At 68.6% G+C, this 23,087-nt stretch carries 20 protein-coding genes; 11 read left to right on the top strand and 9 right to left on the bottom strand.

Going from position 1 to position 23,087, the window contains the following annotated elements:
* Positions 1 to 112 precede the first annotated feature (112 nt).
* The 5 genes from NVU01S_RS20680 (at position 113) to NVU01S_RS45245 (ending at position 8,818) form a co-directional block, all read left to right on the top strand.
* The gene (locus NVU01S_RS20680; protein WP_043668839.1) at positions 113 to 1,747 is read left to right on the top strand and encodes an ABC transporter substrate-binding protein; all 1,635 of its coding nucleotides are present in this window, start codon (positions 113 to 115) and stop codon (positions 1,745 to 1,747) included.
* A gap of 187 nt (positions 1,748 to 1,934) precedes the next feature.
* Entirely contained in the window at positions 1,935 to 3,566 is a 1,632-nt protein-coding gene (locus NVU01S_RS20675; protein ID WP_043668842.1) for an ABC transporter substrate-binding protein, read from the top strand.
* A 6-nt stretch (positions 3,567 to 3,572) separates the two neighbouring features.
* Positions 3,573 to 4,529 (top strand): ABC transporter permease, encoded by a 957-nt coding sequence (locus NVU01S_RS20670; protein WP_043668845.1) that lies wholly within the window; start codon positions 3,573 to 3,575, stop codon positions 4,527 to 4,529.
* Positions 4,526 to 5,437 (top strand): ABC transporter permease, encoded by a 912-nt coding sequence (locus tag NVU01S_RS20665; RefSeq protein WP_043668848.1) that lies wholly within the window; start codon positions 4,526 to 4,528, stop codon positions 5,435 to 5,437. The genes NVU01S_RS20670 and NVU01S_RS20665 overlap by 4 nt, the downstream gene beginning before the upstream one ends.
* Before the next feature lie 12 nt (positions 5,438 to 5,449).
* Positions 5,450 to 8,818 carry a dipeptide ABC transporter ATP-binding protein gene (locus tag NVU01S_RS45245; RefSeq protein WP_156161530.1) on the top strand — a complete coding sequence of 1,123 codons (3,369 nt, stop codon included), beginning with the start codon at positions 5,450 to 5,452 and terminating at the stop codon, positions 8,816 to 8,818.
* A 154-nt stretch (positions 8,819 to 8,972) separates the two neighbouring features.
* Here NVU01S_RS45245 and NVU01S_RS20655 read toward each other — a convergent pair whose 3' ends face one another.
* The 3 genes from NVU01S_RS20655 to NVU01S_RS20645 are packed head-to-tail and all read right to left on the bottom strand — an operon-like array spanning position 8,973 to position 11,230.
* Complete coding sequence (locus tag NVU01S_RS20655) at positions 8,973 to 9,380, bottom strand: RidA family protein (protein WP_043668851.1); 408 nt, start codon at positions 9,378 to 9,380, stop codon at positions 8,973 to 8,975.
* A 7-nt stretch (positions 9,381 to 9,387) separates the two neighbouring features.
* The gene (locus tag NVU01S_RS20650) at positions 9,388 to 10,158 is read right to left on the bottom strand and encodes an IclR family transcriptional regulator (RefSeq protein ID WP_043668853.1); all 771 of its coding nucleotides are present in this window, start codon (positions 10,156 to 10,158) and stop codon (positions 9,388 to 9,390) included.
* A 28-nt stretch (positions 10,159 to 10,186) separates the two neighbouring features.
* Entirely contained in the window at positions 10,187 to 11,230 is a 1,044-nt protein-coding gene (locus NVU01S_RS20645) for a sugar kinase (RefSeq protein ID WP_244467209.1), read from the bottom strand.
* 115 nt (positions 11,231 to 11,345) lie between these two features.
* Between NVU01S_RS20645 and NVU01S_RS20640 the strand changes: the two genes are divergently transcribed.
* From NVU01S_RS20640 to NVU01S_RS20625, 4 genes are read left to right on the top strand one after another with little or no spacing between them, the layout of a single operon-like run.
* Entirely contained in the window at positions 11,346 to 12,671 is a 1,326-nt protein-coding gene (locus NVU01S_RS20640) for a type III PLP-dependent enzyme domain-containing protein (protein ID WP_043668860.1), read from the top strand.
* Positions 12,672 to 12,684: 13 nt separating this feature from the next.
* Positions 12,685 to 14,298, top strand: coding sequence for an N-acyl-D-amino-acid deacylase family protein (locus NVU01S_RS20635; RefSeq protein WP_043668863.1), 1,614 nt, complete (start codon positions 12,685 to 12,687; stop codon positions 14,296 to 14,298).
* A complete protein-coding gene (locus NVU01S_RS20630) occupies positions 14,298 to 14,927 on the top strand; it encodes a bifunctional 4-hydroxy-2-oxoglutarate aldolase/2-dehydro-3-deoxy-phosphogluconate aldolase (RefSeq protein WP_043668866.1) in 630 nt (209 codons plus the stop codon). Before NVU01S_RS20635 ends, NVU01S_RS20630 begins: the two co-directional genes overlap by 1 nt.
* 11 nt (positions 14,928 to 14,938) lie before the next feature.
* On the top strand, positions 14,939 to 16,405 hold the full coding sequence (locus NVU01S_RS20625) for a GntP family permease (protein WP_043668869.1): 1,467 nt from the start codon (positions 14,939 to 14,941) through the stop codon (positions 16,403 to 16,405).
* On the opposite strand, the gene NVU01S_RS20620 is transcribed toward NVU01S_RS20625, so the two are convergent.
* Entirely contained in the window at positions 16,398 to 16,949 is a 552-nt protein-coding gene (locus NVU01S_RS20620; protein ID WP_043668872.1) for a TetR/AcrR family transcriptional regulator, read from the bottom strand. The genes NVU01S_RS20625 and NVU01S_RS20620 overlap by 8 nt on opposite strands.
* A 100-nt stretch (positions 16,950 to 17,049) precedes the next feature.
* Here NVU01S_RS20620 and NVU01S_RS20615 point away from each other — a divergent pair, with 100 nt between their 5' ends.
* On the top strand, positions 17,050 to 18,150 hold the full coding sequence (locus NVU01S_RS20615; protein WP_043668875.1) for an FAD-dependent monooxygenase: 1,101 nt from the start codon (positions 17,050 to 17,052) through the stop codon (positions 18,148 to 18,150).
* A gap of 5 nt (positions 18,151 to 18,155) precedes the next feature.
* On the opposite strand, the gene NVU01S_RS20610 is transcribed toward NVU01S_RS20615, so the two are convergent.
* Together NVU01S_RS20610 and NVU01S_RS20605 are read right to left on the bottom strand one after the other, a co-directional pair.
* Positions 18,156 to 19,121 carry a helix-turn-helix transcriptional regulator gene (locus NVU01S_RS20610; RefSeq protein WP_043668878.1) on the bottom strand — a complete coding sequence of 322 codons (966 nt, stop codon included), beginning with the start codon at positions 19,119 to 19,121 and terminating at the stop codon, positions 18,156 to 18,158.
* Between the two features lie 37 nt (positions 19,122 to 19,158).
* Positions 19,159 to 20,130 (bottom strand): helix-turn-helix transcriptional regulator, encoded by a 972-nt coding sequence (locus tag NVU01S_RS20605; protein ID WP_043668881.1) that lies wholly within the window; start codon positions 20,128 to 20,130, stop codon positions 19,159 to 19,161.
* 63 nt (positions 20,131 to 20,193) lie between these two features.
* Here NVU01S_RS20605 and NVU01S_RS20600 point away from each other — a divergent pair, with 63 nt between their 5' ends.
* A complete protein-coding gene (locus NVU01S_RS20600; RefSeq protein ID WP_043668884.1) occupies positions 20,194 to 20,685 on the top strand; it encodes a pyridoxamine 5'-phosphate oxidase family protein in 492 nt (163 codons plus the stop codon).
* A gap of 7 nt (positions 20,686 to 20,692) precedes the next feature.
* Here NVU01S_RS20600 and NVU01S_RS20595 read toward each other — a convergent pair whose 3' ends face one another.
* The 3 genes from NVU01S_RS20595 to NVU01S_RS20585 form a co-directional block, all read right to left on the bottom strand.
* Positions 20,693 to 21,379: a Clp protease N-terminal domain-containing protein gene (locus NVU01S_RS20595; RefSeq protein WP_063048149.1), complete on the bottom strand. Its 687-nt coding sequence runs from the start codon at positions 21,377 to 21,379 to the stop codon at positions 20,693 to 20,695.
* Between the two features lie 239 nt (positions 21,380 to 21,618).
* Positions 21,619 to 22,392 carry an isocitrate lyase/PEP mutase family protein gene (locus NVU01S_RS20590; RefSeq protein ID WP_043668887.1) on the bottom strand — a complete coding sequence of 258 codons (774 nt, stop codon included), beginning with the start codon at positions 22,390 to 22,392 and terminating at the stop codon, positions 21,619 to 21,621.
* Complete coding sequence (locus tag NVU01S_RS20585) at positions 22,389 to 23,078, bottom strand: hypothetical protein (protein WP_082031991.1); 690 nt, start codon at positions 23,076 to 23,078, stop codon at positions 22,389 to 22,391. The genes NVU01S_RS20590 and NVU01S_RS20585 overlap by 4 nt, the downstream gene beginning before the upstream one ends.
* Between the last annotated feature and the right edge of the window lie 9 nt (positions 23,079 to 23,087).

The following is a 23,087-nucleotide window of genomic DNA, read 5'->3' as shown; positions in this document are numbered from 1 at the left end:
TTCGTGCCATTCTTTCGCCCGCGTGGTTTCCTGCCGCTACCGCCGGGAGAACAATGTACGAAAAGGAATGGTGGGTGCGAAAAATTCGGCGTATTGAAGTATCTTGTAGCGCATGCTCGCTCGCTTCACACGGATGATCGTGCTCGGCGTCACCGCCGCCGCGCTCGCTTCCTGCGCACCGGTACAGCATCCCGCTGGAACCGCAACGCATACAGACGATTTCGGCACGCCCGTGGGTACGCAGCAGGTCCGCGACGGCGGCGCCCTGGTGATGGGCCTGTCCAACGAACCCGACAAGCTCGACCCGACCACCTCCAGTTCCCTCTACACCCGCTATGTCATGAGCTCGATCTGCGAGAAGCTCTACGACAACGACTCGGCAGGCAAGCTGGTGCCGCAGCTGGCGACCGCGCTGCCGACCATCTCCGAGGACGGCCTCACCGTCACCATCCCGGTGCGCACCGGCATCCAATTCGCCGACGGCACACCGTTCGACGCCGCCGCCGTGCAGACCAGCCTGCAGCGGCACCAGTCGATGAAAACCTCACAGCGAGCCAGCGAAATGGGGCCGATCGCGGGCATCGAGGTGGCCGACCCGGCGCATGTGGTGGTCAAGTTCAAGAAGCCGTTCGCGCCGTTCACCGCGGCGCTGGCCGACCGCGCGGGCATGATCATGTCGCCCGCCGCGCTGGCCAAGGACGAGGGCAAGAACTTCGCCGATCACCCGGTCTGCGTCGGGCCGTTCAAGTTCGTCAAGCGGGTGCCGCAGACCTCCATCGAGGTGGTCCGCGACCCGCTGTACTACGACGCGAAGAAGGTGCGCCTGGACAAGGTCACCTACCGGATCATCACCGACGCCAATATCCGTGCGGCGAACCTGCGTTCGGGCGATATCCAGGTCGCCGACACGATCTCGCCGCAGGACGTGGACGCACTGGCCAAGGACCCGGACCTGCGGCTGCTGCAATCGGGTTCGCTCGGTTTCTACGGCGCCTACATCAATATCGGCAATGTCGACGGCGTGGGCAAGCCGACCAAGCAGATCGATACCCCGATCGCGAAGGATCCGCGGATCCGCCAGGCGTTCTCGCTGGCCACCGACCGGAAGACGCTGGTGGACACCGTCTTCAACAACTGGTTCGAACCGGCCTGCTCGGGCATCGTGCCGGGCAGCACCTACGCGACCGAGGCCGGGATCGCCTGCCCCGCCTACGATCCGGAGCGTGCCAAGCAGCTGTTGACCGAGGCGGGCGTGCAGCTGCCGTACACGGTGACGATGCAGGTCACCAACACCCCGGATCAGCTGCGCTACGCGCAGGCCTGGCAGGCCAGCCTGGCCGAGGGCGGATTCGATCTGAAGATCGTGCCCACCGAATACGCGACCCTGCTCGACGTGCAGAAGCGCGGGACCTACGAGATCCTGTACCTGGGCTGGTCGGGCCGGCTCGACCCGGACGCGAACATCACGAAATTCCTCACCACCGGCTCGAACGGCAATTACGCCGGATACAGCAATCCCGAGCTGGACGAGTTGTTCGGAAAGGCCGCGCGCAGCACCGATCCCGCGCAGCGCGCCGAGCTGTACGGCAAGACGACCGCGCTGATCCAGCAGGACAACCCGTACGTCTACACCTACCGCATCCGCGTGCTGACGGTGCATTCGAAGCAGGTGACCGGCATCGAGGCGTACCAGGACGGCGTGGTGCGGCTCGGCAAGGCCGCCTTCGTCGCGGGCGGGAAAAGCTGAACAGTCGAATCGGGGGACGCTAGCTTCACCTGTTTCAGGAAATAGCGGTCCGGCAAACGCCGGATCGCTGTTTTCCGTACCATTCTTTTCGGCTCGGCCGATTTCCACCGATGACCATAATGAGAACAATGTACAAAAAGGAATAGAGGGTGAGAAAAGTGCAACAAGGTGAAGTATCTTGTAGCGCATGCTCGCTCGCTTCACACGGATGGCGATCCTCGGCGTGGTAGCCGTCGCGCTCGCATCCTGTGCATCGCCGCAACCCGTCACCCCGATCGTCACGCACGTCGACGACTACGGCACGCCGGTCGGCTCGCAGCCGGTCCGCGAGGGTGGCGACCTCATCATGGGTCTGTCGAACGATCCGGACAAGCTCGATCCGACCACGTCCAGCTCGCTCTACATGCGCTACGTGATGAGCACGATCTGCGAGAAGCTCTACGACAACGATTCCTCCGGAAATCTGGTGCCGCAGTTGGCGACCGCGCTGCCGACCATCTCCCCGGACGGCTTGTCGGTGACCATTCCGGTGCGCACCGGCATCGAATTCGCCGACGGCACACCGTTCAACGCCGCCGCGGTGAAGACCAGCCTGGAGCGTCATCTCACGATGCCGGGTTCGCAGCGCACCGGTGAGATGGGCCCGATCAGCGAGATCGACACCGAGGATTCCTCGCACGTGGTGATCCGGTATCACCAGCCGTTCGCGCCGATCACCGCGGCGCTCGCCGACCGCGCGGGCATGATCATGTCGCCCGCCGCGTTGAAGGAGGCGGGCAACAACTTCGGTGACAACCCGGTGTGCGTCGGGCCGTTCAAGTTCGTCAAGCGGGTGCCGCAGACCTCCATCGCCGTGGCCCGCGATCCGCTGTACTACGACGCGAAGAACGTGCACTTCGACAGCATCACCTACCGGATCATGCCCGATGCCAAGATGCGCGCGCAGAGCCTGCGCGCCGGTGACATCCAGGTCGCCGACACGATGTCCCCGGACGACATCGACGCTTTGTCGAAAATGCCGCAGCTGCGGGTGCTGCAATCGGGATCGTTCGGTTTCCAAGGGCTCTATATCAACATCGGCAATGTCGACGGCGCGGGTAAGCCGGTCAAGCAGATCAACACCCCGATCGCGCGTGATGCCAAGGTGCGGCAGGCGCTTTCGCTGAGCATCAACCGGGAAGCCCTGGTCGACAAGGCTTTCCACAACTGGTACGAGCCCGCGTGTACGCCGATCGCGCCGCGCACCTCCTACGCCACCAAGGCGAGCACGGTGTGCCCGACCTTCGATCCGCAGCGCTCGCGGGAGCTGCTCGCCGAAGCGGGCGTGCCGATTCCGTACCCGGTGACGATGCAGGTGATGAACGTCGCCGATCAGCTCGAGTACGCCCAGGAGATGCGCGCGGTCGTCGCGGAGGGCGGCTTCGACCTCAAGCTCGTACCTGCCGAATACTCCAGCATGCTGGACGCCCAGAAGAAGGGCACCTACGAGATCCTCTATCTCGGCTGGTCGGGCCGACTCGACCCGGACGGCAACACCTCTCGCTTCCTGACCACCGGCTCGACCGGTAACTACAGCGGATTCAACTCCTCGACCCTGGACGATCTGCTCGGCTGGGCCGCGCACAGCACCAGCGCCGCGCAACGCGGCGCGCTGTACGAGCAGGCGGTACGGCTCATCCAGCGGGAGAACCCCTATATCTACACCTACCGTCTGCGTAACCTCACCGTGCACTCGACCTGGGTGACCGGCATCGAGGTATACGCCGACGGCACGGTGCGGCTTGGCAAGGCCGCATACGTCGCTGATCGGAAGGGCTGAAAACCCATGCTGCAGTACGTGTTCCATCGGCTATGGCAGTCCGCCGTCACGCTGGTGCTCGCCTCGATGGTGGTCTTCGCCGGCGTGCGGGCGCTACCCGGCGACCCGGCCACCACGATGGCGGGCGAGGACGCGAATCCGGAGGCCATCGCCGCGGTTCGCGCCGAACTCGGCTTGGACAAATCGGTGTTCGTGCAATACATCGAGTTCGTGAAGCATTCGGCCACCGGTGATTTCGGGCGTTCGATTCGCACCGGCACCCCCGTGCGCGACATGATCGGCACCACCCTGCCGGTGACCTTCCAGCTGGCCGTCTACGCGATGCTCATCGCGGTGCTGGCCGGCGTGATCGGCGGCGTGATCGCCGCGGTGTACCGCGGCCGCTGGCCGGAATGGGCCGCCAACGGCTTCTCCCTGGTCGCGCTGTCGGTGCCCACCTTCTGGGTCGGCATCCTCGCCGTGCTGTACCTCTCGGTGCAGCTGAACTGGTTCCCGGCCTCGGGATACGTGTCCCCGCTGGAACATCCGCTGCGCGGCATCTACTTCTTGACCCTGCCCGCGCTGATCCTGGGCCTCGCGCACGCGGCGGTGGTGCAGCGCCAGACCCGCTCGTCCATGGTGGAGACCCTCACCGCCGACTTCGTGCGCACAGCGCGCGCCAAAGGCCTGGGCCGCGGCGCGGTGATCTTCCGCTTCGGCCTGCGCAACAGCCTGATCGTGGTGACCACCATCGTCGGCCTGCAACTCGGCGGGCTCATCGCGGGCGCGGTGGTCACCGAACGCATCTTCAGCCTGCCCGGCATGGGCAAGCTCACCCTCGACTCGGTGTTCACCCGCGACTACCCGGTGATCCAGGCGGTCGTGCTGGTCATCGCCGCCGCCTACATCGTGATCAATCTGCTGGTCGACGTGCTGTACACGGTGATCGACCCCCGCGTTCGAGTGTCCGGGAGGGCGCAATGACAGTCACCGAACCCCGCCCCACCGTCACCGACACCGGGCCCGCGCCCGCCGTGGCGACACCGCCGCTGACCGCGGTGCGCGGGCGCGTGCTGCGCCAGCTGTGGGGCAACCCGCTCGGCATGGTCGGCGCGGTGCTGCTGCTGATCGTGATCTTCGTCGGCGTGTTCGCGCCGCTGCTCGCCCCGTACTCGCCCGCCGAGGTGCACTTCTCGACCCCGTTCCAGCAACCCGGCACCGTCGGATTCGCTTTGGGCACCGACGATCTCGGCCGCGACATCCTCTCCCGCGTGCTCTACGGCACCCGCGCCTCGCTCGAGGTCGGCGTGCTCTCGGTGCTGTGCGCGGTGCTCATCGGCGTGCCGTTCGGCCTGCTCGCCGGGTACTGGCGCGGGTTCGACATGGTGCTCTCGCGCGTCTCCGACGTGCTGCTCGCGTTCCCGTTCGTCATCCTGGCGGTGGGGCTCACCGCCATCAACGGCGGCGGGCTCACCGACGCGGCGATCGCGCTCGGCATCGCGCAGGTGCCGGTGATGATGCGGGTGGTGCGCGCGGAAACATTGCGGCTCAAGGAAACCGATTTCGTGCTCGCCGCCCAGGCCATGCACGTCGGGCCGCTGCGCATCCTCGGCCAGCACATCCTGCCCAACTCGCTGGCGCCGATCATCGTGCAGGCCACGGTGATCATGCCGACCGCGGTGCTCGGTGAGGCGATCCTGTCGTTCCTCGGGCTCGGCATCAAACCGCCCGCGCCCAGCCTGGGCATCATGCTGTCGGACGCGCAGCAGTACCTGCTCCGCACGCCGTGGCCCGGCATCTTCCCCGGTGTGGCACTGGCGATCATCTGCTTGGGATTCAACCTCTTCGGCGACGCCCTGCGGGACGCGCTCGACCCGAAGACAAGGCGCTGAGGGAAAACGACTATGACACAACCACTACTCGAGGTCAGTGCGCTGCGCGTGGCCTTCGGGGACACGACCGCCGTGCACGGCGCGGACCTGGTCATCCAGCCGGGCGAGCGGGTCGCCGTGGTCGGCGCCTCCGGCTCGGGGAAATCGACACTGGCACACGCGATCATGGGCCTGCTGCCCGGCGCGGGCCGGGTCACCGGCGGCACCTTGCGGTGGCGCGGCGAGGACATCACGCACGCCGACGAGAAGCGACTACGCCAGCTGCGCGGGCGCGAGATCGGCCTCGTCCCGCAGGACCCCATGTCGAACCTGAACCCGGTGTCGCGGGTCGGCCGCCAGGTGTCGGAAACCCTGCTGGCACACCGGCTCTGCTCGCGCCGCGAGGCGAAGGGGCGGGCCATCGAACTGCTCGGCCAAGCCGGGCTGCCCGAACCCGCGCGCCGCGCCCGGCAGTACCCGCACGAGTTCTCCGGCGGTATGCGCCAGCGCGCGCTGATCGCGATCGGCCTGGCCTGCCGGCCGGATCTGCTCATCGCCGACGAGCCGACCTCGGCCCTGGACGTGACCGTGCAGCGGCAGATCCTGGACCACCTGGAGAAACTGACCCAGGAACTCGGTACCGCGCTGCTGCTGGTGACCCACGACCTCGGGCTGGCCGCCGAGCGGGCCGACCGGGTCATCGTGATGTCGGACGGACGGATCGTCGAGACCGGCCCGGCCCGGCAGGTGCTGACCGAACCGCAAGAGGAGTACACGCAGCGATTGGTCGCGGCCGCGCCCGCGCTGATCGGACCGCGGCGCGATGAGGGCGTCGCAGTCGGCAGCGTGGACACGGACGAGGCGGCCGAAGATCCGGCGGCCGCGCTCGCCGACGGGGAGACCGCCGCGCGCAGCGGTGCCGCCCCAACCGGCAAGTCCGCCAAGAGTTCTCCGATCCTGGAGGTCTCGCACATCAGCAAGGAGTACCGGATCCGCGGGCGCGGCGGGGTGCTCAAAGCGGTGGACGACGTGTCGTTCACGATCGAGCGCGGGCGCACCACGGCGATCGTCGGCGAATCGGGGTCGGGTAAGACCACGACCGCGCGGATGGTGCTCGGCCTGGTGCCGGTGACCGCGGGCACCGTGCGCTTGGACGGCGCCGAACTGGGCGGGCTGCGCGGCGCACAACTGCGTGCCGCGCGGCGTGCCATGCAGCCGGTGTTCCAAGATCCGTACGCCTCGCTCGACCCGATGTGGACCGTCGAGAAGCTGATCGCCGAGCCCCTGCGGGCCTTCGGGGTCGGCGATCGCACGTCCCGGCGGGCGCGGGTCGCCGAGCTGCTCGAGCAGGTCGCGCTGCCCGTGGCGGTGGCGCACCGCTATCCGAACGAGCTGTCCGGCGGGCAGCGCCAGCGCGTGGCCATCGCCCGCGCGCTGGCCGTCGGATCGCCGCTGGTGGTCTGCGACGAAGCCGTGTCCGCGCTGGACGTGCTCGTGCAGGATCAGATCTTGACCCTGCTGTCCGCGCTGCAGCAGCAGCTCGGCGTCAGCTACCTGTTCATCTCGCACGACCTCGCGGTCGTGCGGGCCATCGCGCACGACGTCCTCGTCATGCGCAACGGCAAGGTCGTCGAACAGGGCCCGGTCGAAAAGGTCCTCTCCACCCCGTCCGACCTCTACACCCGCCAGCTCCTCGACGCGATCCCCGGCGTCAGCCTGGTCGAGGACATCGACCTCGGCGAACTCCCCTCCCTCGAAGCCGCTGCCGCCGCCGTCGTCTCCGAAGAGGAGATGGACGTTGCCGCGTTGTCGGCGGAAGAGACTGTCGCCGAAGCGGATTCGGCACAGGATGCGGCGGTCGTCCAGGCGGCGAGTGACGCCGAGTCGGATTCGGTCGCGGTGGTGCCGGACGCGGATGCCGCCCCAGCGGACGAGCCCGTCGCCGAGGTGCAGCCCACCGAGGCATCGACCGCCGTGACCGAAAAGGTCGTCCCCGAGGTCGATTCGGCCAAAGCCGCCGCCCTCGCCAAACTCGAAAAAGCCTTCGCCGAGGACGTCCCGGTCGACACTGCCGCCGCCGAGCCGGAAGCCCCTGCCGCCGAACACGTGTCGGCTGATGGCACTGCCACCACCGAAGCGACCTCGGACATCGACCTCGCCCCGGCGGAGCCGGAGTCTGAAACGGGTCTCGAGCCTGCTGTCGAAGACGTTTCGGCGGCTGCGGCTTCCGCTGCCGAGTCGACGGAAACCGTAGCCGTCGCACCCGAAGCAGCTGTCACCGAACGTGTGTCGGCCAACGGCACCGCCGGGCCTGATGTGGCAGTGACTGCGTCGTCCACGGTTGGGGTGGAGAATGGTGCGAGCTCGGCCGAGTCGGCTGCGACTGCCGTCGTGGCTGAGCCCGCCGAAGAGGTTGCGACGGAAACTGGTTCGGCCACCGTGGCTGAGCCCGATGTGGCGGAGAACGGGGTCGGCGTCGCTGAGACCGGCACCGCCACCGATGCGGCTGAAGCTGCTGTCGCCGAGTCGGCTTCGGCGGCATCCACCGGAATTGCCACCGAGCACAACGCGGTGGACGCTGCGGAGGTGGGTGCTCCGGCCGAGTCCGTTTCGACGTCGGCCGCTGGTACCGACCCGCACGTCGCGGCGGAATCTGTCGCGGTGACCGGTAACGCGGCGACTGAGCCCGGTGCGGCTGTGGTCGCGGAATCGTTCGCGGAAGCCGATGGCGCTGAAAAGGCCACGGGGACGGATGTTTCCGGTACTTCTGAGGCAGCTGCCGTGGCCGGTGGTGCCGCTGCGGCGGCCGGTGGTGCGGCGGCGAAGAAGACCGCGGGTGGGCGTGCCCCACGCAAGGCCGCGGCGGCGAAGAAGACCACGGCGACGGGAACTGCACGGAAGGCGACCCCGGCCAAAAAGACTGCCGCAGCGAAGAAGACAGCGACGAAGTCGGCGACCGCGACAGGTGCCGCCACATCGGTGGCCGCAACCGGCGATTCCGCGGCACCCACCGTGTCCGAGTCCGCTGGAGCCGTGGCAGCGGCGGCGAAGTCGGCGGCAGCGTCCGAGTCGGCGGCGGCAACCAAGTCGGCCGGTGCGGCGAAGTCGACCGGTGCGGCCAAGAAGACTGCCGCAGCGAAGAAGACCACTGCGGCAAAGAAGTCCACGTCGGCAAGTGCGGCAAAGACAACCCCTGCCGCCAAGACCACCGGTGCGACCAAGTCCGCGGGTGCGGCCAAATCGACTGGTGCAGCGAAGAAGACCGCGGCAGCGAAAAAGACCGCCGCAGCAAAGAAGACCCCCGCCAAAAAGGCCGCGGCTCCCGCATCCCCAAAGCCGGCTTCCCCCGGCGACCCTAAGGAGGCTGCCTCCCCAGGCAGCGGGTCCCCCACGGAAGCCTGAGGGCCGGACCGGCCCGACCCGCCGCACGAGCGGGTCGGACCGGTCGGGTCGGCGACCGAGAATATCCGGGGCCGAGCGTGTTCCACAGCTCCACGGGCCGTGGGCCGGGTCCGGCTCGACCGGCGAGGGAGCTGGTCGAGCCGGACCGACGGACCTATTCGGTGACGATGGCGATGGCGTCGATCTCGACCAGCATTTCGGCGCGGGGGAGACCGGTGAAGACGGTGGTGCGGCTGGGGAGGACGTCGCCGGTGGTGTTGGCGGTGACGAATTCGCCGTAGGCCTCGTTCATCGCGGCGAAGTCGTCGCGGGTGGTCAGGTAGACGCGCAACATGACCACGTCATCGAACGTCGCACCGCTCGCGTCGATGATCGCTTTCACGTTCTGCAGCGTCCGGATCGTCTGTGCCGCAACGTCGCCGGGGAACAGATATTCGTTGCTGGCCGGGTCCACCGGACCCTGTCCAGAGACCTGCACGAACGGCCCCTTGCGCACGCCCTGGGAGAAGGTGTGTGCGGGTGCGGGCGCATCGGTGGTGCGGACGGCGATCTTGTCACTCATGGAACGGTCAGCCTTTCGTTGCGGTGGGGGTGCGGCTGGGTGCCCAGCCGAGTTCGGCGGAGATGGCGTCGGCGGCCGCGCGCACACGCGGCAGTTCGGCCAGTACCTGGTCGTGGTCGAGGAGCATGTCCGGCACCGACATCGAGACCGCGGCGACGACCGCCCCGGTACCGTTGCGCACGGGCACGCCGATGCAGTTGACGAAGCTCTCGTGTTCTTCGTGGTCTTCCGCATAGCCCAGGGCGGCAACCTTTTCCAGTTCGATCAGGTAGCGCTCGGGGGTGCGGATGGTGCGTTCGGTGAACGGGTGATAGTCGAGTTTCTCGGCGATCACCCGCCATTCGGCGCGGGGCAGCGACGAGATGAGCACCTTGCCGACGGCGGTGCAGTGCAGCGGCGCGGGCCTGCCGACCCGGGAGTACATCCGCACGCTCTGGGTGGCGTCGAGCTTGTCGATGTAGACGACCTCACCGGATTCGTAGGTGGCGAGGTGGATGGTCTGTCGGGTGTCGGCGTTCAACGCGCTCAGGTGCGGCCGCGCCAGGGTGCGCACGTCGCGCTGTTCCAAGGTGCGGTTGGCGAGTTCGAACAGCCGCGACCCCAGCACGTAGCGGTGCTGGCTGTCGTGGGTGACGAAGCGTTGCGCCTCCATCGTCTGGAGTAACCGCAGCACGGTCGACTTGTGCACGCCGAGCTGGGTGGCCAGCTGGTCCAGCGACCGCGAATCCTCGCCGAGCGCAACCAGAATGGTCAAGGCACGCGACAAACTCTGACTCATGACGGCGTCTCACAGACTCTAGGGTGGTTCACAGGACCACATTCTCGATGACGGTCTCGTTGTAATGCAGTTCGGCCCAACCTTTTTCGTCCAGGGCGGCGAGGCGTTCCAGGACCGAGGGGTGGGGCAGCTCGGCGCCGTCGCCGGTGCCGGTGAGTGCGGCGGCGGCGCACAGGTGCCCGAAGCGCAGCCGCTGGTCCAGCGGCCTGCCGTGCAGCAGGGCCGCGAGGTAGCCGCCCGCGAACGCGTCGCCCGCGCCGATCCGCTCGGTGACCTCGAGTTCGAGCGCGGGCACCTCGACACGCTCGGCCCCCGCGAATCCGGTGACGGTGTGCTCGTCGTTCTTGACGATGAGCTGGGCGGGCTCTGGGAACAGGACGCGCAGTGCGTCGGGATCGCCGGTGCCGAAGACGGCGGCGGCCTCGTCGGCGCCCAGGAACACCACGTCGCTGCCGCGGACGTGCCGCGCGAGCACCGCCGCGGCCTGATCGAGGCGCTGCGCCCACAGTGCGGGACGGAAGTTGAGGTCGAAACTCACCAGCCGGCCGTTGCGGGGGAGGGCGAGCAAAGCCTCGGTGAGCCCGGTCGTCGACTCGGACAGCGCCGTGGTGATCCCGGTGAAATGCACCAGACCGCAGTCGGCGAGCAGGCGGGCGGCGGCGGTCGCGTCGAGGTCGGCGGGCGACATCGCGCTGGCCGCGGAGCCGGTGCGGTAGTACAGCATGCGGCTGGCACGCTCGGCGAGGTCGGTCGCCCTACCGGAACCACTGCCGCGCTCCTTGACGTACACCGCGGTCGGCCGGGTCGGATCGGTGACGACCGCCGACACGTCGACGCCGCGCGCCGCGAGATGGGCGATCAGGTAGCGGCCGAAGCCGTCGCTGCCGATCCGCGACAGCCAGGCGGTGTCGACCCCCAGTTGCGGCAGCACGGTGGCCACGTTCGCTTCGGCGCCGCCCGCGGTCCGCTCGAAGGTGTCCGACTCTTCCAGCGGACCCGGCTGTGCCACGAGCACAGCGAGTCCCTCGCCGACGGTCACCGCTCGTGGGCGGGTCGACGTAGGCCACGTCACACCGATCTCCTTCCTGTGCTTGCGGCCAGAGGCCATCCCGTGCAGAATAACCACACGAAACACGATGCGCAACAAGCATTGCAGAATATGCAATAGCGAGAAGCTATGTAGATTGATGCGGGAATTCGCGGGAAGGAACGCCGTGGTGATCGACGACGACGTCGTAGCAGCACTCGAAGACCGGAGGCTCGGTCCCGAGCACAAAGGGCTGCCGCCCGCCGCCTGGGGGCGCACCGTGCGCGAATTCCTCGCCACCGCACCGACGCTCGCGCAACTCGAAACCCCGGTGCTGACCATCGATCGGTCGGCTGTCGAGTCGAACCTCGCCCTGATGGCCGACTGGGTGAGCGCGGCGGGCGTGCAACTCGCGCCGCACGGCAAGACGACGATGGCGCCGCAGCTGTGGGCGCAACAGCTCGCCGCGGGCTGCTGGGGCATCACCCTGGCGACCATCTGGCAGGTCCAGGTCGCCCGTTCCTTCGGCGTGCGCCGGATCCTGCTGGCCAACGCACTCGTCGATCCGGTCGGATTGCACTGGGTGGCCGAGGAATTGGCGAACGATCCGGCGTTCGAGTTCGTCTGCTGGGCGGACAGCGTCGAGACGGTCGCCCTGATGGACCGGCACCTGAGTACCGCGCCCGGCACCGCACGAGTTCGAGTGCTGGTCGAACTCGGTGGGCCGCACGGCCGTACGGGTGCGCGCACGGTCGAGCAGTCGCACGCCATCGCGGCCGCCATCGCCGACGCGCGGCGGCTGACGCTGGGCGGGGTCGGCGGCTACGAAGGCGCGCTCGCGCACGATCGCACTCCCGAAGCCGTGCACACCGTGCGGCACTACCTGGACGAGCTGGCCCGACTGCACCGCGAAATCGCCGCCGCCGGAGGCTATCCGGGCGAGGCGATCATCACCGCGGGCGGCAGCGCCTACCCCGACCTGGTGGTGGAGCGACTGGCCGGATCGGCCGACGAGCAAGGCGCACAGGGTGTGCCGACCACCGTCGTGCTGCGCTCCGGCGCGTACCTGATCCACGACGACGGCTTCTATGCGGGCATCTCGCCGCTGGCGGCGGAGCGTAGCGACAAGCCGCTGCGCTCGGCCATGCACGGCTGGGCGCGCACCATCTCCCGTCCGGAGTCGGGACTGGCTTTGCTGGACGCGGGCAAACGTGATCTGCCCTTCGATGAGGGTCTTCCGGTCCCGCAACGCGTTGCGGGACCGGAAGATACGCCGATCGACCCGGCGGCACGGACGTCGGCGCTCAACGACCAGCACCTGTTCCTGCGCCTGCCCGAGGGCGCGGACCTGCCGATCGGCACCGTCGTGCGGTTCGGGCTCTCGCACCCGTGCACCGCGTTCGACAAGTGGCGGCTCGTCCCGGTGATCGACGACGCGGATGCCGCGGCGCCGCGCGTGGTCGACTTCCTGCACACCTTCTTCTGACGAGCCGGACGCCATGACGGACATACTTTTTCGCGAGATCGACATCATCGACGGCACCGGCCTGCCGCGCTTCCGCGGCGACGTGCGCGTCGCCGACGGTCGCATCACCCAGATCACCGCCCCCGGCTCGTTCGCCGAGGCCGGCCGGGTCGTCGAGACCGGACCGGGTGCCGTGCTGTGTCCCGGCTTCATCGACATGCACGCGCACTCGGATCTGCATCTGCTCACCGAGCCAGGGCATTTCGCCAAGATCAGCCAGGGTGTGACCACCGAGGTGATCGGTCAGGACGGGCTGTCCTACGCCCCGATCGACGACGTCACCCTCGATGTGGTGCGCCGCCAGATCGCCGGGTGGAACGGCAATCCCGCGGATCTCGACTTCTCCTGGCGCACCGTGGCCGAGTACCTGGACCGCCTCGATCGCGGAATCACGCCCAACGCCGCCTATCTCGTGCCGCAGGGCACGCTGCGACTGCTGGTGGTCGGCGCGGAGCAACGTCGCGCGACCGCGGACGAGATCCGCCGCATGCAGGAGCTGCTCGCGCAAGGATTGCGGGACGGCGCGGTCGGCATGTCGAGCGGGCTCACCTACACACCCGGAATGTATGCCGACACCGGCGAATTGGCCGCTCTGTGTGAGGTGGTCGCGGAGTTCGGCGGCTTCTACGCACCGCACACCCGCTCCTACGGTGCGGGCGCGCTCGAGGCGTACGCGGAGATGATCGGCCTCGCCCGGCGCACCGGCTGCGCGTTGCACCTCACGCACGCCACGATGAACTTCCACGTGAACCGCGGGCGCGCACCGGAGTTCCTGGCGCTGATCGACGAAGCCAGGGCCGAAGGCTGCGACATCACCTTGGACACCTACCCCTATCTGCCCGGCGCGACAACGCTGTCGGCGCTGCTGCCGAGCTGGGCGATGTCCGGCGGTCCGGACGCGGCGCTGGCCCGGCTCGAGGATCCGGCGACCCGGGCGCGCATCGCCCAGGATGTCGACGTGCACGGGTCCGACGGCTGTCACGGCGTGACCGTCGAATGGGAGACCATCCAGATCAGCGGGGTCGGCAACGCGGACCTCGACGAGTACGTCGGCAAACGGATCGACGAGATCGCCGCCGAACGCGCGGTGGCCCCGGTCGAGATGTTCTTCGAACTGCTGCAACGCGATCAGCTCGCGACCGGCATTCTGCAGCATGTCGGGCACGAGGAGAACGTGCGCGCGATCATGGTGCATCCCGGGCACATGGGCGGCAGTGACGCGCTGCTCGCGCCCGCCCGGCCGCACCCGCGTGCCTGGGGCACCTTCCCGCGTTACCTCGGCCGGTATGTGCGCGAACTCGGCGTGCTGGAGCTGGAGGACTGCGTGCACCACCTGACCGGCCGGCCCGCGCAACGCCTGCGGCTGCGCGACCGCGGTCTCGTATCCACCGGGTACGCCGCGGATCTCGTCGTGTTCGATCCGGCCTCGGTGATCGATACGGCCACCTTCGACGAACCCAAACAGCAGGCGCGCGGCATCACGCACGTGCTCGTCAACGGGCGCTTCGCCATCGACGACGGCGCACCCACCGGCACGCTCGCCGGGCGGGCGCTGCGCATGGACGCCGCGCGAAAGGAGACAGTCTGATGACCTCGAGCACTACCGCCATGGCGGCCATCCGGGCCGACCGGGTACTGAGTGTGGTTCGCGCGCCGGAGATTCCCGATCCGGTGGCGCTGGCCGAAGCGCTGGCGTCGTCCGGCATCCGGGCGCTGGAACTCACGTTCACCACGCCGGGTGTGCTGGGCTATCTCGCGGCCGCTCGGTCCGCCGCGCACGCGGTACTCGGTATCGGGACCGTGCTCACCGGGGAACAGGCCAAGGCCGCGATCGACAGTGGTGCGCAGTTCCTGGTCACGCCGGGTCTGCGCATCGAGGTCGCCGAGGTGGCCGCGCAGCACGACATTCCGGTCGTGATGGGCGCTTTCACGCCGAGCGAGGTGCTCACCGCGCTCGATCTCGGCGCGGCCGCGGTGAAGATCTTCCCCGCGCGGGCTCTCGGGCCCGGCTACCTGAAGGACCTGCGTGGTCCGTTTCCAGATGTTGCGCTCATCCCGTCGGGTGGCGTCAACGCGGGCAACGCCGCCGAATTCCTGGCCGCGGGCGCAGTCGCCGTCACGGCAGGCACCGACGTCGTTGCCCCTTCCGATGTCGCGGCGGGCCGGTGGACCGAAATCGCCGACCGCGCGGCGTCGTTCGTTCGATCCATGAATTGAGAGGTCTACCCATGGGCGCCACCGTAGATTGGCTGCGCACCAGTACCCCGGGGCTGCTCGTGCTCTGCGGGCTCGCGATCGCAGTGCTGCTGTTCGCCATCATCAAGGTCAAGCTGGAGCCGTTCATCGCGCTGCTGCTCACCGGGCTCGGGTTGGCGCTGGCCGCCGGCCTGCCGGTGTCGAAGATCGTCGGCACGGCGATCAAAGCCGGTGATTCCCTGCTGGAGACCGGATTCGGCGGCATCCTCGGGCATATCGCCGTCATCATCGGGCTCGGCACGGTGCTCGGCGCGATCCTGGAACGCTCCGGCGGCGCCGACGTGCTCACCGGCAAGCTGCTGAACCTGTTCGGCGAGAAGGGCGCCCCGTTCGCGATGGGCCTGCTCGGGCTCATCTTCGGTATCCCGGTCTTCTTCGATATCGGCATCTTCGTGCTGGCGCCGCTGATCTATGTGGCGGCCAAACGCGGCGGGCGCTCGCTGGTGCTGTACGCAATGCCGATGCTGGCGGGTCTGTCGATGACGCACGCGTTCCTGCCGCCGCACCCGGGGCCGGTGGCGCTGGGCGGCCTGCTCGGAGTGAGCCTCGGCTGGCTGATCCTGATGGGATTCGTCTGCGGTATACCGGGTTTCGTCGCGGCGGGCATCGTCTGGGGTAGCTACATCGGCAAGCGCGTGCATGTCGAGGTGCCGGAGGAGTTCCTGGTCACCAAGGAGAAGGAAACCGCTCCCGATGAGGGGGAGCGGATTTCCGACGGCACCGGCGGCGGCACCGGCACGGCCACCAGGACCGTGACGGCCACGCCGCCGTCGGTGGGTCTGATCGGCGCGATCATCGCGATCCCGCTGGTGCTGATCCTCGGCGCCACCTTCGGTACCCAGCTGCTGGACAAGGACTCTCAGCTGTTGCAGGTGCTGACCTTCTTCGGCACGCCCGCCGTCGCGCTGCTGATCGCGGTGCTCATCGCGTTCTATGTGCTCGGCGTGCGCCGCGGCTCCACCGTGCAGGAGCTCAGCGAGCTCACCGCCGAATCGCTGCGACCGGTCGGCATGCTGCTGCTGGTGGTGGGTGCGGGCGCGTTCTTCGGAAAGGTCATCTCCGCCACCGGAATCGGCACCGCGCTGGCCGACACCATGTCCGCGGCCGGGCTGCCGGTGATCGTGCTCGCCTACATCATCAGCTGTGGTCTGCGCATCGCGCAGGGCTCGGCGACGGTCGCCATCGTCACCACCGGCGGTATCGTCGCGCCGTTGGTGACCGATCACGGCTACTCGCAGATGTCGATCGCGTTGATCGCCATGGCGATCGCCGCGGGCTCGATCATCCTCAGCCACGTCAACGACGGTGGTTTCTGGATCATCGCGAAGTTCTTCAACCTGACCGTCAAGCAGACGCTGCAGACCTGGACCGTCCTCGAAACGATCCTCTCGGTGGTGAGTTTCGCGGTTGCCGCGGTGCTGTTCGCCATCGTCAGCTGAGCAGCAGCCCGCGGACCAACCGGTCCACCGCCCGCTGGGCGTCGAACTCCGTTGCGGGGCCGGCCAACTGGTGCAGCACCACGCCGTCGAGACAGTCGACGAGCAGCTTCGCCACGTCCGGCCCCGCGTCGACGTTGCGGAGCATGGTGCGAATCCAGTCGGTCAGTCGTTCGTTTCCGCGCCGCACCGCGGCCTGCGCGGCCGGGGAGCCTTGTGCCTCCAGGAACAGGGCGTACCTGGCGAGGGTGCGGGTGCGGTCGGTCGTGATCGCATGCGTGACGAACAGCGCGAGGCTGTCGATGAGCTGGTCGAGGGTGCTCGGCGCCGGCACCCGGCTCAGCGCGTCCCAGTCGGCGTAGTCGCGCTCTTCCAGGCGTGCGGCCAGACCGGAGAGCAGGGCGTCGCGCGAGCGGAAATAGTTCGAGGTCGAGCCGGAGGGCATGCCGGCCGCCTCGTCGACCGCGCGGTGGGTGAGCGCGCGCGAACCCCGCGATCCCAGCAGTTCGATCGCGGCATCCAGAACGATTTCCCGCTTCGTAGGCACGCCGCGATACTACATCGGTAGTGAGTTCTACTACATATGTAGTCCATGGACTACATATGTAGTAACTTTGTCGTCAGCTGATAGCGGGAGGAGTCGGGCGATGGCAAAGGTGATCATTGTCGGCGGTGGTATCGGGGGACTGGCGACCGCGGTCGCGTTCACTCGGCAAGGGTGGGAGGTCGAGGTGCTCGAACGAGCCGCCGCGATCACCGAGGTCGGCGCGGGACTTTCGCTCTGGCCCAATGCCCTTCGTGCGCTCGATGCGCTGGGCCTGGGCGCGCAGGTGCGATCCCGGGCGGTCGAAGGGGGTTCGGCCGGGATCCGGGACAGCCGGGGAGCCTGGCTCTCGCGGGTGGACAGCGCGGCGATCCGGGCGCGCTACGGCAGCCCGATCATGCTGCATCGCGCCGACCTGCTCGATCTCCTGCGTGCCGAGCTACCCGAAAAAGTGCTGCGCACCGGCATTTCGGTCAGTGAGGCGCGTCCCGACGGCACCGTGATGCACGACGCGGGCACTTCGACGGGCGATCTGGTCGTCGGCGCGGACGGAATTCGCAGCGTGGTGCGGCGCGCGGTGTGTGGTGACGTCGCGCCACGCTACAGCGGCTACACCGCGTGGCGGGTGGTAGTGACGCCGGCTGAGCCGATCGCGGGGATGGCCGAAACCTGGGGGCGCGGTGAACGTTTCGGCTACGGGGCGCTGGCCGATGGCCGGGTCTACTGTTTCGCCACCGCCGATATGCCTGCGGGTGCACCGGGCGGCGGACTCGCCGAACTGCGCCGCCGATTCGGCGACTGGCACGCGCCGATTCCAGAACTGCTCGCGGCCGCAACGGAATCCGCTGTGCTGAAGCATGATCTCTACGACCTGCCCGCGCTGCCGACCTTTGTCGCGGGCCGCATCGCATTGCTCGGTGACGCCGCACACGCCATGACCCCCAACCTCGGTCAGGGCGCCTGCCAGGCGCTGGAGGACGCGGTGATCCTGGCCCGCGTCGCCGCCGCGGATACCGGCCTCGCCCGGTACGACCGTGAACGCAGGCCGCGCACCCAGATGATCGTCACACGCTCGCGCCGGGTCGGCACCGTCGCTCAACTGTCCTCGGCGCCTGCGGTATTCGCGCGCAACCTGCTGCTGCGGCTGACGCCCGCCGCGGTGCAGACGAAATCGTTTGCCCCCGTGCTCGATTGGACCTGCTGACCCGGCTAACCGGGAAAATCACGCAGTGCGTCGGTGCAGCGCGCGGCCTGGGTGCGCAACGCGGTGACCAGTTCCGGTGGGCCGCTGAGCAGTGTGAAGTCCAGATTGCTCGAGGTGATCATCCAGACCAGGTCGGCAGGGGTTTCGGCGCCGACGAGCAGGCGGCAGGACTCGGCGTCCACCGGTTCCAGCACGCCCATACCCGGCCAGATGTGATCCGCCGCGGCCGCCGCGGAGAGGTGCAGCAGGACGGTCGCCCGGCACGGCCAGGAGTTCGTGGACAACTGCCGCGAAAGATACTCGGCCACATCGCCTTCCGGCGGTTCACGCGGGGTGAAGCGGGGACCGGTCGGGATGCGCGGGGTGAGGCGGTCGGCGCGGAAGGTGCGCCAGTCGGCCCGATCGATGTCCCACGCCACCAGATACCAGCGGCGACTGAAATGCACCAGGCTGTGCGGTTCCACCTTGCGCAGGGTCGTCGTGCCGTCGTGCGCGCGGTAGTCGAAGCGGAGACCTTCGTGCCGCTGGCAGGCCTCCGCGACCGCCATCAAGGTCTCCGGCCGCACCGCCGCGCCGGGCGCCCCGACCCGTACGGTGGCCGCGCGCAAAGTGCGCACCCGATGCCGCAGTCGCGGCGGCAGCACCTGCTCCAGTTTGGTGAGCGCGCGCAGCGAAGACTCCTCGATGCCCGCCACTGTCCCGTCCGAGGCACTGCGCAGCCCCACCGCCACCGCGACGGCCTCCTCGTCGTCGAGCAGCAGCGGCGGCAGTGCCGCGCCCGCGCCGAGCCGATAGCCCCCGGTGCCTTGCGTCGCGTCCACCGGATAGCCGAGTTCCCGCAGCCGCTCGACATCGCGGCGCACCGTGCGCCCGGTGACGCCGAGCCGCTGCGCGAGTTCCGCCCCGGTCCAATCCCGGTGCGTCTGCAACAGGGCCAGCAGTTTCAGCAGCCGTGCCGACGTCTCCAACATTGCTTCACCCTGCCATCGACTTAGGAACGTTACGGTCCTAAGCCGGATGGTAGCGGGCGTGCATACGGGCGGCGGTCTCGGCCAGCCGCGCGCGCAGTTCGGGCGGTTCCAGCACCTCGATGAACTCGCCGAGCGGCAGGATGGCGTGCGCGAGAACGTCCCAGGCTTCCGAGGCCAGGGTCAGTTCGACCCAGCCCGCAGTATCGGGTTCGGTCGCCGACGCCAGCGCCTCCGCGACCGCCGCGGGCTCGTGCCACAGGCCCAGCAGGCGCAGGTGGGTCGCGGCCATCCGGCAGCGGGACCGGACCCGCAGCATCGATTGCGCGAAATCGTCCGCCGCTGCGGACCAATGCGCGGACAGATCGAAATCGTCCGGCCTGGTGAAGGTTTCGCCGTTCGGTTCGGCCGAGACGATCCGGCTGACCCGGTAGGAGCGGATCGCGGCGCCGTCGCGGGCGACGAGATACCAGGTGCCCGCCTTCATGACCAGGCCGAGCGGGTCCAGCAGGCGCTCGACCACCTTGTCCCTGCGGCCGTAGTGCAGGTGCAGGCGGCGGTCGTGCCAGAGCGCGTCGGCGACGGTGTTGAGGGTGGGTGTTTCGTCGGGTCGGCGGAACCAGCCCGGGGCGTCGAGGTGGATACGCTCGGCGATTCTGGTTGCGCGGCCGCGTAATTCGGGTGGCAGCGCGGCGAGAACCTTGAGCTGTGCGGTCGCGAGCACGGTACCGAGGCCGAGATCGGCTGCCGCGCCGGGTAATCCGGTGAGCAGCACGGCGTCGGCCTCGTCGGTGGTCAACCCGGTGAGCCGGGTTCGGTAGCCGTCCACCAGTTGCACGCCGCCCGCCCGGCCCGGCTCGCTGTATACCGGCACGCCCGCCGCGGACAGCGCCTCGATATCCCGGTAGACCGTGCGCACCGATACCTCGAGCTCCTCGGCGAGTGCACCGGCGGTCGATCGCCCCCTGGTCTGCAACAGCAGCAGCAGTTGCACCAATCGACTCGCGCGCATGGTTTCGAGACTAACCGGAAAAGTTGACAGAAGGTGGCAAGAATTGCCAGTACAGTCCAGCGCATGACCACTTGGAGTGATTTCGCCGAAGAAGCACCGCATATCGCCGAACTGTTCGTGCGCCGGCACACCGCGACCGGCAACCTGTGCATGCTGGGCACGCTCCGCTCGGACGGGTTCCCGCGGATCAGCCCGGTGGAACCGCGGTTCTTCGAGGGCAATCTGGTGATCTCGGGGATGCCGGGCACGACGAAATTCCTCGACCTGGCGCGTGATCCGCGCTTCTGCCTGCATACCGCCACGGTCGACACCCAGGTCAGCGACGGTGACGCCAAACTGTTCGGCACCGTCGTCGATCTACCCGACCCGCAGCTGCACGAGCGGTTCGCCCAGCACCTGTTCGACGAATCCGGGTTCGATATCCGCGGCCAGAAGTTCGACCACTTCTACATCGCCGACCTGAGCAGTGCCTCCACGGTGCAGGTGATCGACGATCACCTGGACATCACGATCTGGAAGCCGGGGCAGGGCGAGCGGGTGGTGCAGAAACACTAGAACCGCGTCATTCGCGGCGCGGCAGCCTGCCGAGCACTTCGTCGGCGAGCCGGCCGCGATCCACCTCGAGTGCATCGAAGGCCGGGCGCACCACGTCGTCGTCCAGTGCGAGCAGGCCGAGCAGCAGGTGTCCGAGATCGACTGTGCTGCTGCCGGATTGCTGGGCGTGCACCTTGGCGACCGCCAATGCCTTGATCGCCTGCGGTGCGAACTGCGGCGTCACCGAGGCGGCGGCCCGCGCCGCGGTGCCGGCTCGCAGCGCCGCGCGGAGGTTCTCGTGCGAAAGCTCCAGGGCCGCGATGGCGGTGCCGATGGGCGTTTCGGGATCGGCGGCGGCCGCGCTGGTCAAGGCCAGGAGCAGATGGCTCGGTCCGATATGGGCGTCGTCGAGCGCCTGCGCTTCACGCAGGCTGTTCTCCAGCACCTTCCTGGCCTGTTTGGTGAACGGAATGTAACCGGACACGTTGAGGTCGCCGGGGCCCGGTGGCAGTGCGATCCGGGCCAGCGCCGTCTTCGGTTCGATGCCGAGCTGCGCCAGAGCCTCGGCGGCACCGAGGGTCGGTTCGCGCTCACACAGGTCGAGGACGGCGAGCAGCATGTGCTCGGCGCCGATGTAGTCATGGTGCAGATCACGGGCGGCTTCCTGCGAGAACACCACCACTCGCCGAGCGTGATCGGAGAATTTCTCGAACATCGCGAGCCCCTTTCGGCCGTCGGCCGCTGGCTTCAATGGTAGACACCATGGGCCCTCCGACTGTCCGATATGCGCGGTTGACTACTCGGAGTCGAGCCGCTGGCGTAGATCGACGCGATGGCGGCCGGGCGCGGTTGTCGAGCACGGCGGTGCCGCGCCCGTCCGTCGACTCGATGGCTGCGATCGCGTGATGCGGGCAAGTGGATTGCGGTGCAGAGACTCTCGGCGTTCGGGCGATCTCACTGGGTGAGGGCTTGGATCCGATCGTAGGGCGGGGCCGCGGTGGGCAGGGGAGTGTCGGCGCGGACCGCTCGGGCGGCGTCGACGGCTGCGGCCAGTGCGGTGCGGTACAGCAGTGAACCGGTACTGACCCGGCGTACGCCGAGGGCGGCGAGGGTCGCCAGGGAAGGTCCGGTCGGCGAATAGAGGATGTTGACGGGCAGCGGGACGGCGGCGACGAGCCGTTCGATCGCGGCGGGATCGGTGAGGCCGGGGACGAAGATGCCGTCGGCACCCGCGGCGGTATACCGCGCGGCCCGGTCGAGCGTGCTGTCGGCGTCCAGACGCAACCAGTGTGTATCGACGCGCGCGTTGACGAAGAGCTCGGGCGCGTGCGCTTTGATCGCCGCGATCACCGCGGCCTGGTGTTCCGGTGCGGCCAGCGCGTTTTCGGCGCGGCCGTCCTCCACATTGATTCCGGCGATCCCGATCTCGGCCAGTTGCGCGACGTATTCGCCCACCGCCGTGGGGCTTTCGCTGAAACCCCCTTCGATGTCGACGGTCACCGGCACCGGTAGCCGGGCGAGTAGCCGGGCGAGCGCCATGGTGGCCGCGGCGGTGACGCCGGTACCGTCCGGCAGGCCCGCCGCGACCGCGACACCGAGGCTGGTGCTGCCGATCGCCGGAAACCCTTCGGCGGCAAGCAGAGCCGCGGAACCGAAGTCCCAGGCGTTCGGCAGCACCAACGGCTCGTCGCCGTGGTGCAGTCGGTGGAAGGTCTCGGTCTTGTTCATGCGGATCCCTCGATGATGCCTGCGGCGAGTGCGACGGCGTGCGCCCGGCCCGGACAGGCGTGCGGGCCGGCGCCGAAACCCAGTCCCGGGTGGCGCATGTCGAGTTCGACCAGTTCGCCGTCGACCACCCGGCGGGTCGAACGCAGCGGCGGATGTCCGTCCATGGTGCGGGCGATGCGCTCCTCCGCGCTGCCGTGCGGGTCCAACTCCCGGACGTGGCCAATGAGGGCGGAAGTCGCGGCACAGGCCTGTACCAGCAGGCAGATTCGCGTCGCCGTCGCGTCGTCGGGCACGCCGCCGCAGGCGGCGATCAATTCCGCGACCGCCGCATCGGCGGCGGCGTCGTCCGGCTCGTGCGGTTGATAGTGGGCGGCGACCAACGCCACCGCTTCCTCTGAGATACCTTGCAGTCCAAGCGCTTCCGCCAAAGCTCGGATATGCGGCAGGGCGCCGCCCGCCGCCCGAGCTCGTGCGCGCAGGTCGGCGGGGGAGAGGCGGTCGAGCTCGGCCTCGACCAGCGCGCGCAGACGTCGATGCTCGGCACCTTCGCGGAACCGGGGCACGTGTGCGCGCAACCACGCGACACCGATCGGTGCGTCCACCTGTGGTGCGACCGGCACCGGCGCGTCGATCAAGGTCTGCCGCACCAGATCGGGGTCGGTGAGCATGGGAGGTGTCCGAATCATGGCGTGACC

The sequence above is a fragment of the Nocardia vulneris genome (assembly GCF_001613425.1).
GTDB lineage: Bacteria > Actinomycetota > Actinomycetes > Mycobacteriales > Mycobacteriaceae > Nocardia > Nocardia vulneris.
This window is presented reverse-complemented; position numbering and strand designations above follow the sequence as displayed.

Bases quoted from the DNA above. Each gene is read 5' to 3' on its own strand.
- NVU01S_RS20680 (WP_043668839.1), top strand. From the start codon at position 113: ATGCTCGCTCGCTTCACACGGATGATCGTGCTCGGCGTCACCGCCGCC.
- NVU01S_RS20675 (WP_043668842.1), top strand. From the start codon at position 1,935: ATGCTCGCTCGCTTCACACGGATGGCGATCCTCGGCGTGGTAGCCGTC.
- NVU01S_RS20670 (WP_043668845.1), top strand. From the start codon at position 3,573: ATGCTGCAGTACGTGTTCCATCGGCTATGGCAGTCCGCCGTCACGCTG.
- NVU01S_RS20665 (WP_043668848.1), top strand. From the start codon at position 4,526: ATGACAGTCACCGAACCCCGCCCCACCGTCACCGACACCGGGCCCGCG.
- NVU01S_RS45245 (WP_156161530.1), top strand. From the start codon at position 5,450: ATGACACAACCACTACTCGAGGTCAGTGCGCTGCGCGTGGCCTTCGGG.
- NVU01S_RS20655 (WP_043668851.1), bottom strand. From the start codon at position 9,380: ATGAGTGACAAGATCGCCGTCCGCACCACCGATGCGCCCGCACCCGCA.
- NVU01S_RS20650 (WP_043668853.1), bottom strand. From the start codon at position 10,158: ATGAGTCAGAGTTTGTCGCGTGCCTTGACCATTCTGGTTGCGCTCGGC.
- NVU01S_RS20640 (WP_043668860.1), top strand. From the start codon at position 11,346: ATGCGGGAATTCGCGGGAAGGAACGCCGTGGTGATCGACGACGACGTC.
- NVU01S_RS20635 (WP_043668863.1), top strand. From the start codon at position 12,685: ATGACGGACATACTTTTTCGCGAGATCGACATCATCGACGGCACCGGC.
- NVU01S_RS20630 (WP_043668866.1), top strand. From the start codon at position 14,298: ATGACCTCGAGCACTACCGCCATGGCGGCCATCCGGGCCGACCGGGTA.
- NVU01S_RS20625 (WP_043668869.1), top strand. From the start codon at position 14,939: ATGGGCGCCACCGTAGATTGGCTGCGCACCAGTACCCCGGGGCTGCTC.
- NVU01S_RS20615 (WP_043668875.1), top strand. From the start codon at position 17,050: ATGGCAAAGGTGATCATTGTCGGCGGTGGTATCGGGGGACTGGCGACC.
- NVU01S_RS20610 (WP_043668878.1), bottom strand. From the start codon at position 19,121: ATGTTGGAGACGTCGGCACGGCTGCTGAAACTGCTGGCCCTGTTGCAG.
- NVU01S_RS20605 (WP_043668881.1), bottom strand. From the start codon at position 20,130: ATGCGCGCGAGTCGATTGGTGCAACTGCTGCTGCTGTTGCAGACCAGG.
- NVU01S_RS20600 (WP_043668884.1), top strand. From the start codon at position 20,194: ATGACCACTTGGAGTGATTTCGCCGAAGAAGCACCGCATATCGCCGAA.
- NVU01S_RS20595 (WP_063048149.1), bottom strand. From the start codon at position 21,379: ATGTTCGAGAAATTCTCCGATCACGCTCGGCGAGTGGTGGTGTTCTCG.
- NVU01S_RS20590 (WP_043668887.1), bottom strand. From the start codon at position 22,392: ATGAACAAGACCGAGACCTTCCACCGACTGCACCACGGCGACGAGCCG.
- NVU01S_RS20585 (WP_082031991.1), bottom strand. From the start codon at position 23,078: ATGATTCGGACACCTCCCATGCTCACCGACCCCGATCTGGTGCGGCAG.